Here is a 15,941-nt window from a genome sequence, read left to right as displayed (position 1 = left end):
AGCGTGTCGGTGCCGGACCCGTCCAGGCGAACGCGGCGCAACTCGGTGTTCCACGTCTCGCCGATGGTGCCCGGCTGGGCGAGCACGTAGGCCACGCCCGCCGCCTCGTCGACCTGGAGGATGCTGCGCACGCGCCAGGCGCCACTGGTCAGCTGGCGCTTGCGGGTGCCGTCGGCGCCGTGGAGGTACAGGTGGTCCCAGCCGTCGACGTCACTGCGCACGATCAGGTCACCCGTCGCCAGCGTCGTCAGGTCCTCGAACCAGTTGACCCACGACGACTGCGTCTCCTCGAAGAGCGTCGTCACTGCACCGGTCTTCGGATGGCCGTGCAGCACCCGGATGGTGTCCTGTTCGCGGTTCATCCACTGGATGACCACCTGCTGGCTGTCGCGCGTCCACGAGAGCCACGCGAGGTAGTGGTCGGCCTTCGGCGGGAACTGCATCCACGTCGTCGCGCCGCCGTTGGCGCCGACGACGCCGACCTGCACGAAGGGGTTGGGATCGCCGGCCTTGGGGTAGCGCTGCTGCTCGAGCCGCCCGTGCTGGCCATCGGCCCAGTAGATCGGGAACACCGGCACCGGGGCGTCATCGAAGCGCAGGAACGCGAGGCGGGTGCTGTCGGGGGACCACCAGAATGCCCGGTAGCCGCTGGCGCGTCCCAGGATCTCCTCCATGTAGACCCACGAGGCGTACCCGTTGCGCACCGTGTCGTTGCCGTCGGTGGTGAGCTGGCGCTCGAGCCGCGCCGACAGGTCGTACGTGAAGAGGTTGCCGCCGCGGGTGTAGGCCACCTGCCCGCCGTCGGGCGAGAGCGTCGGATTCTCCTCGGCGGCTGCCGTCTGCGTGAGGCGGCGCGCCGTGCGGCCGGCGACGTCGACGGCCCAGAGGTCGCCGTTCACGACGTGGATGTGCAGGCGGTCGTCGGCGGTCCGAGCGGCCACCGGGCCGGTGGCAATGCCCTTCGGCGAGATCTCGGTCAGCCCGGCCGGGTCCTGGTGGAGCGTGGCCGTGCCGTCGGCGGCACGCACCTTCCAGACCTTGCCGTCGCGCATCTCGAGCCAGTGCTCGGCGTCGAGCCAACCGGTCACCACCGGCAGCGCCTGCAGGCCCGTCTGGCCCCCGAATCGTCCCGCGCCGCCGAAGGCCTCGTCATAGGTGAACCACTGCCGGCCCTTGACCTGGGCCTGGGACGCGTGGGGAAGCACGAGCGAGAGGACGAGCAGGGCGGGAGCGACGCGCTGGAGCATCGGGAGACCTTTCACTGGGACGGCGTGGCGCGGCGCTGGGCGCGGCGCCTGGCCCAAAAGGCTGAGTGTAACGCAGGGGCAACGCTACAATCGGGGGAGTGAGACTCGCTGCCGCCGTGCTGGTGGTGCTGGGCGCTGCGGTCGCGACCGGAGCCTCGGCACAGACTCCTCCTGCTTCTCCGGTGCCGCCGCTCGACGAGCGCGTCGTGGTGACCGGCACGGCCGCCCCGGTGTCGGCCGGCGCGGTCGGGCGCACGCTCGCCGTCATCACCGCCGACGACATCCAGCGCCTGCCCGTGGCCTCGGTCACCGACGCCCTGCGGCTGTTGCCCGGCGTGTGGGTGCGCCAGCGCGGACCCTTCGGATCGCAGACCGACATCTCCGTGCGCGGCGCATCCTTCGGCCAGACGCTGGTCCTCGTCGACGGCGTGCGCATGAACGACCCCCAGACGGGCCACCACAACGGCGACCTGCCGGTGGCGCTCGAGGACATCGCGCGCATCGAACTGCTGGCCGGGGCGGGCTCGTCGCTGCATGGCGCCGACGCGGTCGGCGGGGTCATCAACATCATCACCAAGCGTGAGGCGGCCGGGCCGACGGCGCGGCTTTCGGCCGGGCAGTACGACCTCGTGCAGGGAGGCGTGGCGTGGCGTCCGGCCACCCTCGGCGTGTTCCAGGGGGCCAGCGCCTCGGTCGACCGATCCTCCGGCTTCGCGCCCGCGCGCGACTTCGTGCACCAGCAGGTGCGGGCCGATTTCCGCTTCGGCAGTACCACGCTCGCGGTGTCGCACCTCGACAAGGACTTCGGCGCGGCTGGCTACTACGGCCCGGCCCCGTCGCACGAGCAGACGACACAGACCCTGGTGGCGGCACGGCACCAGCGACCGCTGACCAGCACCTGGGGCCTGACCGGCGACACGTGGTACCGGACCCATGGCGACGAGTTCCTCTACGACCCGCGCGTGCTGGGCGCCCGGCCCAACCAGCACCGGACCCACGTGGTCGGCGTCGGCGCGCGCGTCGGCGGCCGACTGACGCCGTCGATGCGGCTCACCACCGGCATCGAGGCCACCGGCGACGTGCTGCGATCGTCGGCGCTCGGCGACCGTGAGGAGGCCCGGGTCAGCGGCTTCGGTGAACTCGAGGCGCGCGTCGGGCGTCTCCTCCTGTATCCGAGCGCGCGCGTGGACGCCTACACGACGTTCGGCTCGGCGTTCAGCCCCTCGCTCGCGATGGCCCTGCCCGTGCGGCCACGCGTGAAGTTGCGAGCCAGCGTTGGAAGGGCCTTCCGTGTGCCGACGTTCACCGAGCGCTTCTACACCGACCCCAATCACCGCGCCAACGACGCGCTGCGGCCGGAGCAGGGATGGACGGCCGACACCGGCGTCGACACCTACCTCGGCGGCACGTGGGTGGCCACGGTGACCGGGTTCGTCCGGCGCGAGCAGGACGTGATCGACTGGGTGCGTCCTGACGCGTCCGTCCGCTGGCGCACCGAGAACATCCGCGACGTCCGGAGCCACGGGTTCGAGGCGTTCATGCGCGGGCAGGCAGGCCCGGTGGCCCTCGGGGCGCAATACTCCTACACGCGCGTCGAGACCGATCGGCTCTCCGGGCTGTCGAAGTATGTGGACGACTACGCCCCGCACGGAGTGGGCGGCGACGTGAGCCTCTCGTTGCCATGGCAGTTGGCGACGTCGGCGCGGGTGGAGCATCGGCGACCGTACGGGCGCGCGGCGTGGACCACGGTGGACCTGCGTGTGTCGCGGCCCGTGCGCCGCATCACCGCGTTCGTCGAGGTGGCCAACATCGGCGATGCCACGTACGAGGAGATTCGGGGCGTGGCGATGCCGGGGCGGTGGGCGAGGGCAGGAATCACGGTGAAGTAATCCGCAATTTGACATTCGAGATTCGAAATTCAAGGCGGCTCGGCCTCCGGCCTCCGCCGCGCGAGGCGCAGCCGGCGCGCGGGAATTTCAAATGTCGAATCTCAAATTGCCAGGGAACGAACCATGGCCAGAGGCTGGGAGAGCAAGTCCGTCGAGGACCAGCAGGACGCGGCAGCGGCCCGGAAGGCCGTGGCGGAGAAGCCGTCCCTGTCCGAGGCCGACGCCGCGCGGCGGCAGCAGGTGGAGGCGTTGCGGCTGTCGCGGGCCCGCGTGTTGTCCGACCTGCAGCGCGCCTGCCGGCCGGAGCACCGCGGCATGCTCGAGCAGGCGCTGGCCGACATCGAGGCGCGCCTTGCCGCGCAGGAGGCCTAGCGTGCAGCGCCGCGCCTTTCTCGGCCTCTCGCTGGTGGCCCTCGCCTCGGCGTGTGCGCGCGACGCGGTGCCTGACCGCCCCGCGGCGGCGCCGTCCGGCTCGGCGGGTGCGGCTTCTTCTGGCGGTACTGTCGCAGCCCCGTCCGCCTCGCGCCCGCGCGTGGTCGCGCTGGGCGACAGCCTCACCGCCGGTCTCGGCCTGGCGCCCGAGCAGGCCTGGCCGTCGCTCGTGCAGCAGAAGATCGATCAGGCCGGTCTCGGCATGGAAGTCGTGAACGCCGGCGTCTCCGGCGACACCACCGCGGGCGGCCTGCGCCGCCTCGACTGGGCGCTCGACGGTGACGTGCGCGTGCTCGTGCTCGAACTCGGGGCCAACGACGGGCTTCGCGGCCTCCCCGCCGCGCAGATGCGTGACAACCTCTCGCAGATGATCCGCACGGCGAAGGACCGCAAGATCGCCGTCCTGCTCTGCGGCATGGAGGCGCCGCCCAACTTCGGCCCGCAATACACGCGCGAGTTCCGCCAGGTCTACCGCGACCTGGCCGACGAGCACGACGTGGCCTTCCTGCCGTTCTTCCTCGACGGGGTCGCGGGCGACGCGGCGCTGAACCAGTCGGACGGCATCCATCCCAACGAGGAAGGCACGCGGCGCGTGGCCAACCTCGTCTGGCGCGCCCTGCAGCCGTTGCTGACCCGCGCCCTGGCGACCTCATGATCGAACTGCGTGGCGTGTCGAAGACGGTGGACAGCGGCGGCTCGCCGCTGACCATCCTGCATCCCCTGGATCTCACCATCCCCACCGGCCGGTCCCTCGCCATCGTCGGGCCATCCGGCAGCGGCAAGAGCACGCTGCTCGGCCTGATGGCCGGCCTCGATGCGCCGACCACCGGCGACATCGTCATCGACGGGACGACGATCACCACCCTCGGGGAAGACGCACTGGCGCGCCTGCGCGGGCGGCTGATCGGCTTCGTCTTCCAGTTCTTCCACCTGATGCCGTCGCTGACGGCCTTCGAGAACGTGCTCGTGCCGATGGAACTGGCCGGCGCGACCGACGCCCACGCGCGCGCCACCCGCCTGCTCCACGAGGTGGGACTCGACGCCCGCGTGCATCACTACCCCTCGCAGCTCTCGGGCGGTGAGCAGCAGCGCGTGGCGCTGGCCCGGGCCCTGGCCAACGAGCCGAAGGTGCTGCTGGCCGACGAGCCCACCGGCAACCTCGACTCGGCCAACGGGCAGCACGTGGTCGACCTGCTGCTCGACGTGAACCGGCGACGCGGCACCACGCTCGTGCTGGTGACGCACGACCGTGAACTGGCCGCACTGGCCGACGTGCAGATCGTGATGCGCGACGGTCGCGTCGTCGAGCGCATCGAGCGCTCCGCCGGCGAACCGGCCATCGTCGCGTCGGGAGCGCACTGACCCGTGTTCACGCTGCGCATGGTGTGGCGCGAACTGCGCGCCGCCTGGGGCCGCCTCATCTTCTTCTTCCTGTGCGTGGCCATCGGCGTGGGCGCCATCGCGGCGCTGCGCTCGGTCATCCAGAACGTCCGCACCGCTCTGGTCAAGGAGGCCCGCACGCTCACGGCGGCCGACGTGGTCTTCTCGACCAACCGGCCATGGCCTGCCGATGCGCTCGCCAAGGTCGACGCGGCCATCGCCCGTGCGCCGGTCCGCGAACGGGTCGAGGTGGTGGAACTGGCGACCATGGTGCGGCCCGCCGATGAAGCCAAGGCCGTCGCTCGCATGGCCGAGTTGCAGGCGGTCGACCGCGGGTATCCGCTGTACGGCCAACTCGTGCTGCGCGATCAGGCGTTCTCGCCGGCATTGCTCGACGACGGCGGTGTGCTGGTGCGCCCGGAACTGTTGGTGCAGCTCGACGTCAATGTCGGCGATCAGGTCCGCATCGGCAACGGCGCCTTCACCATCCGCGGCGTCATCGAGCAGGAGCCGGGCCGGCGCGCCGGGATGTTCAGTCTCGGCCCCCGCGTGATCATCGCGCGGGCGGCGCTCGAGCAGACGGGCCTGTTGCAGTACGGCGCCCGCGCGCGGTTCGCCATCCTGCTGAAGGTCGACGAGGCCGGCATCGATCCGCTCGTCACCGGGGTGCGCGATCAGTTCAAGGGCAGCTTCGTCTCGGCGCGGTCGTACCGGTCCACCGAGGATCGGCTGGGCGAGGACCTGCGGGTCGCCGAGAACTACCTCAGCCTGATCGGCTTCGTGATGGTGGTGCTCGGCGGCATCGGCGTCTGGAGCGTGACGCGCGTGTTCATCGGGCAGCGCATCCGCAGCATCGCCGTCATGAAGTGCCTGGGCGCGACGAGCCGGCAGATCCTCGGCATCTACGTGGCCCAGGTGGCGACGCTGGGCATGCTGGGCAGCCTGCTCGGGCTGGCGCTCGGCGCGGTGGCCTTGCGGTTCCTGCCCGGCGGGTTGTTCGGCCTCGACCGGCTCGACGCGCGCCTCACGCCGCAGGCCTCGGTGCAGGCGGTGGCGGTGGGCGTGCTGGTCTCGCTCCTGTTCGCGCTGGTGCCGCTGCTCGAGGTGCGCCGTGTGCGCCCGCTGTGGCTGCTGCGCGACGAGTCGGCGCGCACGTCGCTCGGCGGCCGGCTCCGGCAGATCGACTGGGCGCAGTGGGCGACGGTCGCGGCCGTGGGCGTGGCCCTTGCCCTCGTGGCCTCGTGGCAGGCGGCCTCCCTCAAGGCCGGGCTCATCGTCACCATCGGCCTGCTCGTGGTCACCGGCGTGCTCTTTGCCACGTCGGCGGCGGTCGTCCGTCTCGTGCGTCCGCTGCGACGGTCGCGCGTGTTCGCCCTGCGGCACGCCGTGCTGAGCCTGGCCCGGCCGGGCAACCAGACCCGCGTGATCCTGCTGGCCGTCGGGCTGGGGGCCTTCTTCATCCTGGGTGTCCGTCTCGTGCAGGGCGCGCTCCTGCAGCAGTTCTCGCTCGAACTGCGTCCCGATGCTCCCGACATGTTCCTGCTCGACGTGCAGCGCGACCAGGCGGCCGACGTGGAGAAGGTCGTGGCGTCGACGCCAGGCGCGCGGGCGCTGCGGCTGATTCCCGTGCTGCGGGCCCGGGTGACCGGCGTGCGCGGCGCGACCTCGAGCGTCGATGGCGTCGAGGGCGTGCAGGGGCGGCAGGGGCTCGGCAGGGAGTTCGTGGTCACCTATCGCGACACGCTCGAGGCCAACGAGACGCTCGTGGACGGCGATGCCCTCTGGCCGTCGGCGCCCGGCAGCATGCCGGAGGTGTCGATCGAGGAGTCGCTGCGGCGCAACGCCGGGCTGCAGATGGGCGACGTGGTGCGCTTCGACGTGCTCGGGCGGGTGATCGAAGCCCGGGTGACCTCCGTGCGCAACGTCGACTGGAACGACGTGCGGTCGGGTGGGTTCATGTTCGTGTTCCGGCCGGGCGCGCTCGAGAAGGCGCCGCACGGGTTCATGGGCGTGCTGCGCGGGCCCGAGACGGCCGACGGGCGGGCCCGGCTGCAGCGCGACCTCGTCGCCGCGCACGGCAACGTCTCGGCCGTCGACGTCCGGGAGGTGGTCCGCGCCGCGCAGGGGATCCTGCAAAACGTGTCGCTCGCCATCTCTGCCGTCGGCGGTCTCGCGCTCTTCAGCGGCGTGTTGATCGTCGTCGGCTCCGTCGCCATGACGCGCTTCCAGCGGCTCTACGAGTCGGCCATCCTCAAGACGCTGGGCGCGCCACCGCGCACCATCACGACCATGGTCGCCCTCGAGTACCTCGGGCTCGGCTTCCTGGGCGGATTGGTCGGGGCCCTGGGCGCCCTCGCGCTCAGCTGGGCCGTGTCGCGCTACCTGTTCGACATGCCATGGCGCCCCGCCCCCGGCACCGTCGTCCTCGGAGTGCTGTTGACGTCCCTGCTCGTCGGGGCCGTCGGTATCCTGGCCAGCCTGGACGTGGTCCGCAAGCGCCCGCTCGGCGTGCTCCGCGCCGAGTAGGCCCGTCGCCCGGCTGCCGACCGCCGACGTCGGCCTGCCGACCCTCCGGAGGTGCTAACATGGCCCGATTAGCTTCCTGTCCGGGGACGGGCAGGAGGGGAGTGCCCACTGTGGATATGTCGGAGTTCCAGGAAGCCCTGCTGCGCAAGAAGCGCGAGTTGCTGTCCAGCGAGGGGCTCAAGCCCATCGGGTCGATGATGGGGAACAGCCGTCAGGGCGACATGGCGGATCAGGCCGAGGGCATCAACGAGGTGCACATCGCCCTCAAGCTCCGCTCGACCGACGCCAAGATCATGCAGGCCATCGAGGAAGCGCTCGAGCGCATCGATCGCGGCACCTACGGCGTCTGTCGCGACTGTGGCGAGATGATTTCGGCGGCGCGCCTCCGGGCGATTCCCTGGACGCGTTCCTGCATCACCTGCAAGGAGAAACAGAAGTGAAGGCAACTGCCACCCTGTCGCTGCTGCAGGACCTCTACCGCGAGCGTCTCGCCCTGTTCGACCGCCATGTGAAGGGCGCGCAGGCCGTGGCCGACTACGAGTTCAACAACACGTACCAGAACGTGGTCGGGCGCGACGAGCACCACCTGCAGTGGGTACGTGCCGCGATTGCCGACCTCGGCGGTACCGTGGACAACAGCATCACGCCGCTCTCGTTGCCCGACGGCAAGGGCAAGAAGCGTGAAGCGGCCGTCATCGAGGACGATGCGCGGCAGCAGCAGGCGTTCATCGACAAGTGGTCGCCGAAGGTGGCGGCCATGACCAACGCGCGCCATCGCACCATGCTCACCCTCATGCTCGGCGAGATGCGCGAACACCAGCGCTTCTTCGCGTACGCGGTCGAGGGCCGCGACGACCTGCTCGGCCGCCGCATGGCGGGCGCGAGCACCGGCGACGGCGTCCTGCCCGTCCGGTGGGTGGAGTAGCGCGCGTTCCCGTCGCGATTGCCCTGGGCAGCAACCTCGGCGATCGCGATGCCCGGCTCGACGAGGCCGAGGACCGCCTTGCCGTGCTGCTGAGCGGCGCGGTCGCCTCGGCCCGCTACGAGACCGAGCCCGTCGCCAGCCTGCCCGACGCCCCCCGCTACCTGAACGAGGTCGTCGTCGGCACCACGCTGCTGGCGCCTCGTGCCCTGCTCGACGCGCTGCATGGGATCGAGCAGGATGCGGGCCGCGAGCGCCCGTACGTGAATGCCCCCCGCACGCTCGACCTCGACCTCATCCTCTACGGCGATTTCGTCATCGACGAGCCCGGCTTGCAGGTGCCGCACCCACGGTTCCGCGAGCGTGTCTTCGTGCTGCAGCCGCTGTCGGAAGTCGCCGGCGACTGGGTGGATCCCGTGTCGGGGCTCACCGTCCGCGACCTGCACGCGCGACTCGACGCCTGAGGCGGCCCCCGCCGCGACCCCCGCCGCGACCCACCCGGTGCGGTCGCGTGCGACCGTCCTCACCCCGGCGTCCCGGTGCTGTCGCTACAATCCTGCATGCTCATCGGACCTCGTCCGTCCCTGCTCCGGCGCGCCCTCGCCGCGCTGGCCGTGGCCGGCGCCCTCGCCGTGGCGCTCTCGTCGCTCCATTCCACGACCGTGGCCGCGCAATCGGGCGCGGCGCTGCAGACGCCCGAGCAGTATTTCGGGTTCCGCATGGGCGCAGACCGCAAGCTCGCCGACTGGGACCGCCTGCTGGCGTACTACCAGTCACTGGCGAAGACCTCCGACCGGGTGAAGCTGGTCGAACTCGGCCAGTCCAGCGAAGGGCGTCCGTACATCGCGCTGTTCATCTCGTCGCCGGCCAACCTGGCCAGGCTCGAGGCGATCCGCCAGATGAATGCCACGCTCGCCGATCCGCGCGCAGCCACGCAGGCCGAGATCGACCGCATCGTCAAGGAGGGCCGCGCCGTCGTCATCCAGACCTTCGCGCTGCACTCGAGCGAGGTCGCGGCGGCGCAGACGGCGGCCGAGTTCGTGTACGACAGCCTGACGCGCAACGACGAGGAAGCCGTCCGTGTGCGCGACCAGGTGATCAGCATCGTCGTGCCGTCGATCAACCCGGACGGCACGCAGATGATCGCCGACTGGTACATGAAGTACGTCGGCACCGAGTTCGAGGCGGCGGCGCTGCCGTGGCTCTACCAGAAGTACGCGGGCCACGACAACAACCGCGACGGCTTCGCGCTCAACCTGCCTGAGTCACGCAACCTCGCGAAGATCCTCTATCGCGAGTGGGTACCGCAGGCCTACGTCGATCACCACCAGATGGGCGCGACCAACGCGCGGCTCTACATCCCGCCGTACGCCGAGCCCATTCGCCCGGACGGTGACCCGCTCGTGTGGCGCGAGATGTCGTGGTGGGGCGCGCACATGGGGACGCAGTTGGAGGCGGCGGGGAAGACCGGCGTCGTCGGCGCGGCCATCTACTCGGGGTGGGGGCACATGGGCTTCCACTGGATCACGCCGTTCCACAACATCGCCGGCATGCTCACCGAGTCGGCCAGTGCGCGACTTGCGACGCCGATGTTCCTCCATCCGGACCAGTTGCGCGGGGGACCGCGCAACCTGCCGTCCTACGAGCCGCAGACCACCATGCCGAGCGTGTGGCCGGGCGGCTGGTGGCGCGTGCGCGACATCGTCGAGCAGCAGAAGATCGCCGCGTGGGCCACGGTGGACCTCGCCGCGCGCAACCGCGAGACGGTGCTGCGCAACATGTACCTGAAGGCATCGCGGCAGGTGGAGCGGGGGAGGACGGGCCCCGTGAAGGCCTACGTCATCGCCGCCGGCCAGCACGACCCGCTCACGGTGCGCAAGCTCGTGAACATGCTGATGGCGTCGGGCGTGGAGGTCCACGAGGCCACGGCGCAGGTCATCGTCGAGGGCCGCGTGTACGCCAGGGGATCGTTCGTCGTCTCGATGGCGCAGCCCAAGCAGGCGCTCGTCCGCTGGATGCTCGGCCGCACGTTCTACCCCGACAACACCTACACGCGGGAACGCGACGGCGATCCCATCCGGCCTTACGACATGTCCACCGACACGTTCGGCGAGTTCATGGGGGTGCGGAGCGACCCGATCGGCGAGCCGGTACCGGCGGCCTCGCTCGTGAAGGTCGCGGCGCCGCTCGTGCCCGCTGCCACCGTCGCGGCCTCTGCGCCGCATGGCTACGTGCTCGATGGTCGCCTCAACGACAGCTATCGCGCCGTGTTCCTGCTGCTGGCCAAGGGTGTTGGCGTGCGCCGGGTCAATGCCGGCACCACGGATGGGCGCATCCGCGCGGGCGACTTCCTCGTGCCGCCGGGTGATGTCGCTGCCATCGCCCGGCAGGCGGGCGTGGACTTCGTCGCGGCCACCAATCCTGTCCCTGCGAACATGACGGCCCTGAAAGCGCCGCGCATCGGGCTCTTCCAGCGCTATCGCGGCGGCAACATGGACGAGGGCTGGACACGCCTCCTGTTCGAGCAGTTCGACGTGCCGTTCACGTCGGTGCGCGACGCCGATCTCAAGGCCGGCGGACTGCAGGCGAAGTTCGACGTGATCGTGCTGCCGGCCGATTCGATCGCCGCGATGACGGGGGACGATCCGCCGGGCGGCACCCGTGGCGGTGGTGGTGGCGGCGAAGGCGGGGACGCGGGCCAGCGCCGCACGCCGCCTGAGTTCCGCAGCGGATTCGGCGCCGACGGGGTGAAGGCCCTGCAGGCCTTCGTGGAGGAGGGTGGCACGCTGGTCACGTTCGGCCAGGCCGCCGACCTGCCGGTGCAGCGCTTCACCCTGCCGGTGCGCAACGTGGTCGCTGGTGTGCTGTCGAAGGAGTTCTGGGCGCCAGGTTCGACGCTGAAGGTCAGGTACGCCAACGACCATCCGCTGGCGTACGGCATGCCAGCCGAGGGCCTCGCGCTCTTCATGGCCGGCAGTCAGGCCTACGAAGTGACCTCCACCGACCGCAGCCAGGACGTCGCCATCCTCGCGACCTATGTCGAACGCGATCTCCTGCAGAGCGGTTGGCTGATCGGTGAGCAGGTCATCGCCCGCAAGGCCGCGGCCGTCGCCGTCGCGCAGGGCAAGGGCCGTGTCGTCCTCATCGGCTTCCGCCCGCAGAACCGCGCGCAGACACACGGCACGTTCAAGCTGGTGTTCAACGCGTTGTTGACCGAGAGGTAGGGGCGCGTGAACGCTCGACGTTGCGACGATCTGCGACTGACGGGGTCCGGCGGGGCGAACCGGGTGATGGAGGCCGAACTCAAGCGCCTGGTGATGCGCTCGGCCTTCGACGTGCGGGTGCCCAACCCTAAGCGTGAGGGCGATGAGACGCTCCTTTATCCCTTCGATGCCCGGGTCGCCTGGGTTGCGGCCTGCTACCACCGCACGTCGTCGCGCATCTCCTGGGACCTGTGCTCGAGTGCCGCCGTGCGGCTCGAGCCACTCTTCGAGGACCTGGTACCCGTGCTCTCGTCGGACGACCGGCTGCCCGGGGGCCCGGAGCTCCGCTTCTCTGTCGAGGTCGGTGCGGCTTCCGACTTCGAAGCGTCGCCGCTCCAACTGCGGGGCGTCGTCAAGAACGCCATCGTCGAGGCCCTGGCGTCGCGGGGTGTGACGGCCGACATCGACAGCGAGGCGCCCGATGTCGTGTTCATCGTGCGGCGGGCAGGCACCCCAGAGGCGCGTCGGACCGTGGTGGGCATCGACCTCGGCGGCAGCAGCCGCCATCGGCGTGGCGCGCGCGTGGCCACCGGGCTCGCGCCACTGCGCGAGACGCTCGCGGCGCAGTTGATCATGCTGTCGCGCTGGGACGCGCGCACCGAGCCGCTCGTCGATCCGATGACTGGCAGCGCCACGATTCCGATCGAGGCGGCGGGCCTTGCCGTGGGCGCGGCCATCCGTCACCCTTCCGAACTGCCGTGGCGCCGCCTCGCAGCCTTCGAGGGACTACCGGGCGAGACGCCCGACCTGTTTCCCGGGACCGCGGCGAAGATCGTCGCGCTCGACGCCGACGGCGAGTGCATCAAGGCGATGGTGGGCAACCTGCGCGCGGCGGGCCTGACCGGCGCCGCCTTCGACCAGTCCATCGTCATCGGGCAGCAGGACGTGCGGCGCCTGACGCCGGAGCGCATCGAGGCCCTGCTCCCGGAGGTGCGCGACATGCGACCGGGCGTGTTCTGCATCAATCCGCCCTACGGCGTGCGGATCGGCGGCGAGCGTGGGGAGCACGAACTGCTCGATCTCTACGACGACATGGGCCGGGCCCTGGCGCGCTTCAGCGGGTGGCGCGCGGCGTGCTTCGTCGCCAACCCGAAGTTCGTGTACGCCTTCGGGCATCACCCGACCATGACCAAGCCCGCGAGCAACGCGAACCTGCGCGGACACTTCCTGACGTTCCAGTTCTAGGCTGGAACGACGAAGGGCCCGCTGGACGCCAGCGGGCCCTTCGTTGCGCCGTGGTACGTAGCCGTCGGACTTGCCCGACGGTCAGTGACGATGACGCGCTGACGACCGAGCTCTACAGGTCGACGCGGGCGACGGCGTCGCCGGGCTCGGTTGCCTTGACAGCCGACTTGCGGCGCAGGCTCTTGAAGCCCTGCTCGAACAGCGTGTACACGGTGGGCACGAACACCAGCGTGATCAGCGTCGAGGCGAGCAGGCCGCCAATGACCACGCGCGCCAGCGGCGCCTGCAGCTCGGCGCCCTCGCCGATCTCGAACGCCATCGGCACGAGGCCGAGAATCGTCGTGAGCGTCGTCATGACGATCGGGCGCAGGCGTGTCCGCCCTGCCGTGACGGCGGCCTCGAACAGCTCCATGCCGTCGCGGTGCCGCAGCGTCGACGTGTAGTCGACCAGCAGGATGGCGTTGGACACGACGATGCCGGCCAGCATGATGACGCCGATGTAGGCCTGCAAGCTGAACGTCGTGTTCGTGAGGAGCAGCGCCCCGACCACGCCGATCGTCGCCAGCGGGATCGAGAACATGATGATGAACGGGTCGCGGAACGACTCGTACTGCGACGCCATCACCGCGTACACGAGGATGACCGCGAGGATCAGCAGGTACTTCAGCTGCGTGAAGGCCTTGATCTGTTCCTCGAGCTCGGCGCCGAAGCCGACCTGGAAGTCGCCGGGGACTTCGAGTTCAGGCAGCCGCTTCTCGACGTTGGCCACCGCTTCCGAGAGGCTGACCTCGAGCTCGGCGTTGACCCGCGAGATGCGCTCCTGGTTCTTGCGCTCGATCTCCACCGGGCTGTTCTCCGGCTCCACCGTGAGCAGGCTGCGGGCGGGGATCACGCGGTTGCCCGGCGCGCTCACGAGCACGTCGCCGACGTCGGTGATGTGGGCACGATCCTCCTGGCGGAGGCGCACGACGATCGGGTACTCCTGGCCACGCTCGCGGTAGAACGCCGCCTGGGTGCCGGCGACGTTGGTGCGCAGCGTGTCGGCCACGCCGGTCACGCTGAGGCCGAAGATCGCGGCCTTGTCGCGGTCGACGCGCACGGCCAGTTCGGGCCGGCCGTCCTGGCGTGCGCGGCGCACGTCGGCGATGCCGGGCACCGTCCGCAGCAACGCCTCCGACTGGGTCACCAGGCGCGTCGCGTCGTCGAAGTCGTAGCCGCGGATCTCGAGCGACAGGCGGGCGTCCTGGTTGCCGCCGAGCACACGGTTCAGCTGCGAGCCGCCCGAGGCACGGGAGCGAGCGATCACGCCCGGGATGCCGGTCAGCTGCCGGCGGAGGTCCTGGGCGATCTGCTCGTTGCTGCGCGTGCGCTCCGCCTTGGGCTTGAGCGTGAGCGTGAGGTCGCCGCGGTGCGTGCTGGCGCCGCCCATGAAGCCGCCGCCGCCGCCCTGCGAGATCAGCGTCACGAGCTCGGGCACGACCTTGCGAATCTTGTCCTCGACCTCGAGGATTGCCGCCTGCGTCTGCTCGACGCGCGTGCCGACCGGCAGCTCGATGTCGACGCGGACCTCGCCCTCGTCGGTCTGCGGCATCAGCTCGAACTTCAGGTAGGGGAACAGGAACACCGACAGGGCGAAGACCGAGGCGCCGAAGGCCAGCACGGTGGGGCGGTGGCGCAGCGCCAGGGCGAGGAACTTCGCGTACTTGTTGTCGAGCCCGTCGAGCAGGGCACCGCTCCGGGTGAACAGCCAGCCGGTGATGCCGTCGCGCTCCTTCTCGGCGTCGTGCGGCGTCATCAGCAGCGAGCACAGCACCGGCACCAGCGTGACGGCGACGAACAGCGACATCAGCAGCGAGAAGACGACCACCACCGACAGCTGCTTGAACAGCACGCTCGAGAAGCCGGTGAGGAAGAACAGCGGCACGAACACCGCGATGTGCGTCAGCGTCGAGGCCAGGATGGCGCTCCAGATCTCCTCGCTGCCCTCGATGGCGGCCTGCTTCACGGGCTTGCCCATCTCGAGGTGGCGCTGCGTGTTCTCGAGCACGACGATGGAGGCGTCGACGATCATGCCGACGCCCAGCGCCAGGCCGCCGAACGTCATCGTGTTCAGCGTGTACCCGCCGAAGAAGAGCAGCGCGAAGGTCCCGATGATCGAGATCGGGATCGACGTGCAGATGATCAGCGTCGACCGCCAGCTGCGCAGGAACACGAAGATGATCAGGATGACGAACACCGAGCCGAGCATCACGGCCTCGCGCACCGAGGCGATCGACTGCTCGATGAACACCGCGCTGTCGTTGGAGACCGTCAGGGCCACGCCGGGCACCTCGCGGTTGATGCGGGTCACCTCGCGGTGCACGGCCTCCGAGATGGCGACGGTGTTCTCGCCCGACTGCTTGGTCACGCGCATCTGCACGCCGGGCTTGCCGTTGACGCGCGTGAACTGGCGGAAGTCCTCGGTGCCGTCGCGAACCTCCGCGATGTCGCGCATGTAGACCGGCACGCCCTCGCGCGTGAGCACCACGAGGTTGCGGATCTCGTCGAGGTTGTTGAACTGGCCCGGGCTGCGCACCAGGTAGGTCAGCGACCCCTCGTTGATCTCGCCGACCGGGATGTTCTGGTTCTCCGTGCGGAGTACGCGGACGATCTGGTCGACCGGCAACCCGAGCGCCGTGATCTTCTCCTTCGAGAGATCGACGCGGATCTGCCGGCGCAGCCCGCCCTGCACGGTCACGGCCGCGACGCCGTTGACGCGCTCGAGGCGCGGCGACAGGATGCGCTCGGCCATCTCGCGCAACTGCACCTGCGTCATGTCGCCCTCGGCCGAGACCGCGATGGTCATGATCGGCCACGACGAGGAGTCGAACTTGAAGATGATCGGCGGGTCGGCGTCCTCGGGCAGCCGGCCGCGGATGCGGTCGATGCGGCTGCGGAGGTCGTCGGCCGCCTCGCCCAGGTCGGTGCCCCACACGAAGTTCAGCCGCACCGTGCTGCTGCCCTCCGACGAGGTCGAGCTCAGCTGGTCGAGGCCCGCCACCGCGCTGACCGTCTGCTCGATCGGCCGCGTGATCGTCTCCTCGATCTCGCGCGGCCC

At 70.4% G+C, this 15,941-nt stretch carries 12 protein-coding genes; 10 read left to right on the top strand and 2 right to left on the bottom strand.

Annotation, left to right across the window (positions count from 1 at the left end; genetic code table 11):
• Positions 1-1,247: DPP IV N-terminal domain-containing protein (locus ACIRDX_RS14090; RefSeq protein ID WP_396626075.1), on the bottom strand; the 1,247-nt coding region annotated here is incomplete at its 3' end.
• A gap of 98 nt (positions 1,248-1,345) precedes the next feature.
• Here ACIRDX_RS14090 and ACIRDX_RS14085 point away from each other — a divergent pair.
• The 10 genes from ACIRDX_RS14085 to ACIRDX_RS14040 all read left to right on the top strand — a co-directional run bounded on the left by ACIRDX_RS14085 (position 1,346) and on the right by ACIRDX_RS14040 (position 12,844).
• On the top strand, positions 1,346-3,136 hold the full coding sequence (locus ACIRDX_RS14085; RefSeq protein WP_396626074.1) for a TonB-dependent receptor plug domain-containing protein: 1,791 nt from the start codon (positions 1,346-1,348) through the stop codon (positions 3,134-3,136).
• A 123-nt stretch (positions 3,137-3,259) separates the two neighbouring features.
• A complete protein-coding gene (locus ACIRDX_RS14080; protein ID WP_396626073.1) occupies positions 3,260-3,508 on the top strand; it encodes a hypothetical protein in 249 nt (82 codons plus the stop codon).
• 1 nt (position 3,509) lies between these two features.
• On the top strand, positions 3,510-4,223 hold the full coding sequence (locus ACIRDX_RS14075) for an arylesterase (protein WP_396626072.1): 714 nt from the start codon (positions 3,510-3,512) through the stop codon (positions 4,221-4,223).
• Positions 4,220-4,930, top strand: a complete 711-nt coding sequence (locus ACIRDX_RS14070; RefSeq protein WP_396626071.1) for an ABC transporter ATP-binding protein — start codon at positions 4,220-4,222, stop codon at positions 4,928-4,930. The genes ACIRDX_RS14075 and ACIRDX_RS14070 overlap by 4 nt, the downstream gene beginning before the upstream one ends.
• A 3-nt stretch (positions 4,931-4,933) precedes the next feature.
• Positions 4,934-7,474 carry an ABC transporter permease gene (locus ACIRDX_RS14065; protein ID WP_396626070.1) on the top strand — a complete coding sequence of 847 codons (2,541 nt, stop codon included), beginning with the start codon at positions 4,934-4,936 and terminating at the stop codon, positions 7,472-7,474.
• A 101-nt stretch (positions 7,475-7,575) separates the two neighbouring features.
• Complete coding sequence (locus tag ACIRDX_RS14060; protein ID WP_396626069.1) at positions 7,576-7,914, top strand: TraR/DksA family transcriptional regulator; 339 nt, start codon at positions 7,576-7,578, stop codon at positions 7,912-7,914.
• On the top strand, positions 7,911-8,399 hold the full coding sequence (locus tag ACIRDX_RS14055) for a hypothetical protein (RefSeq protein WP_396626068.1): 489 nt from the start codon (positions 7,911-7,913) through the stop codon (positions 8,397-8,399). The genes ACIRDX_RS14060 and ACIRDX_RS14055 overlap by 4 nt, the downstream gene beginning before the upstream one ends.
• Positions 8,387-8,860, top strand: a complete 474-nt coding sequence (folK, locus tag ACIRDX_RS14050; protein WP_396626067.1) for a 2-amino-4-hydroxy-6-hydroxymethyldihydropteridine diphosphokinase — start codon at positions 8,387-8,389, stop codon at positions 8,858-8,860. Before ACIRDX_RS14055 ends, folK begins: the two co-directional genes overlap by 13 nt.
• A 96-nt stretch (positions 8,861-8,956) precedes the next feature.
• Complete coding sequence (locus ACIRDX_RS14045; protein WP_396626066.1) at positions 8,957-11,620, top strand: M14 family metallopeptidase; 2,664 nt, start codon at positions 8,957-8,959, stop codon at positions 11,618-11,620.
• A gap of 6 nt (positions 11,621-11,626) precedes the next feature.
• Positions 11,627-12,844 (top strand): hypothetical protein, encoded by a 1,218-nt coding sequence (locus tag ACIRDX_RS14040; RefSeq protein ID WP_396626065.1) that lies wholly within the window; start codon positions 11,627-11,629, stop codon positions 12,842-12,844.
• A 112-nt stretch (positions 12,845-12,956) separates the two neighbouring features.
• Here the strand turns inward: ACIRDX_RS14040 and ACIRDX_RS14035 are convergent.
• Positions 12,957-15,941: efflux RND transporter permease subunit (locus ACIRDX_RS14035; RefSeq protein ID WP_396626064.1), on the bottom strand; the 2,985-nt coding region annotated here is incomplete at its 5' end.

This window comes from Luteitalea sp. (genome assembly GCF_044337415.1).
GTDB lineage: Bacteria > Acidobacteriota > Vicinamibacteria > Vicinamibacterales > Vicinamibacteraceae > Luteitalea.
This window is presented reverse-complemented; position numbering and strand designations above follow the sequence as displayed.

What these genes read in the sequence shown, in the direction of transcription:
- ACIRDX_RS14080 (WP_396626073.1), top strand. Translation starts at nt 3,260, where the DNA reads ATGGCCAGAGGCTGGGAGAGCAAGTCCGTCGAGGACCAGCAGGACGCG.
- ACIRDX_RS14070 (WP_396626071.1), top strand. Translation starts at nt 4,220, where the DNA reads ATGATCGAACTGCGTGGCGTGTCGAAGACGGTGGACAGCGGCGGCTCG.
- ACIRDX_RS14045 (WP_396626066.1), top strand. Translation starts at nt 8,957, where the DNA reads ATGCTCATCGGACCTCGTCCGTCCCTGCTCCGGCGCGCCCTCGCCGCG.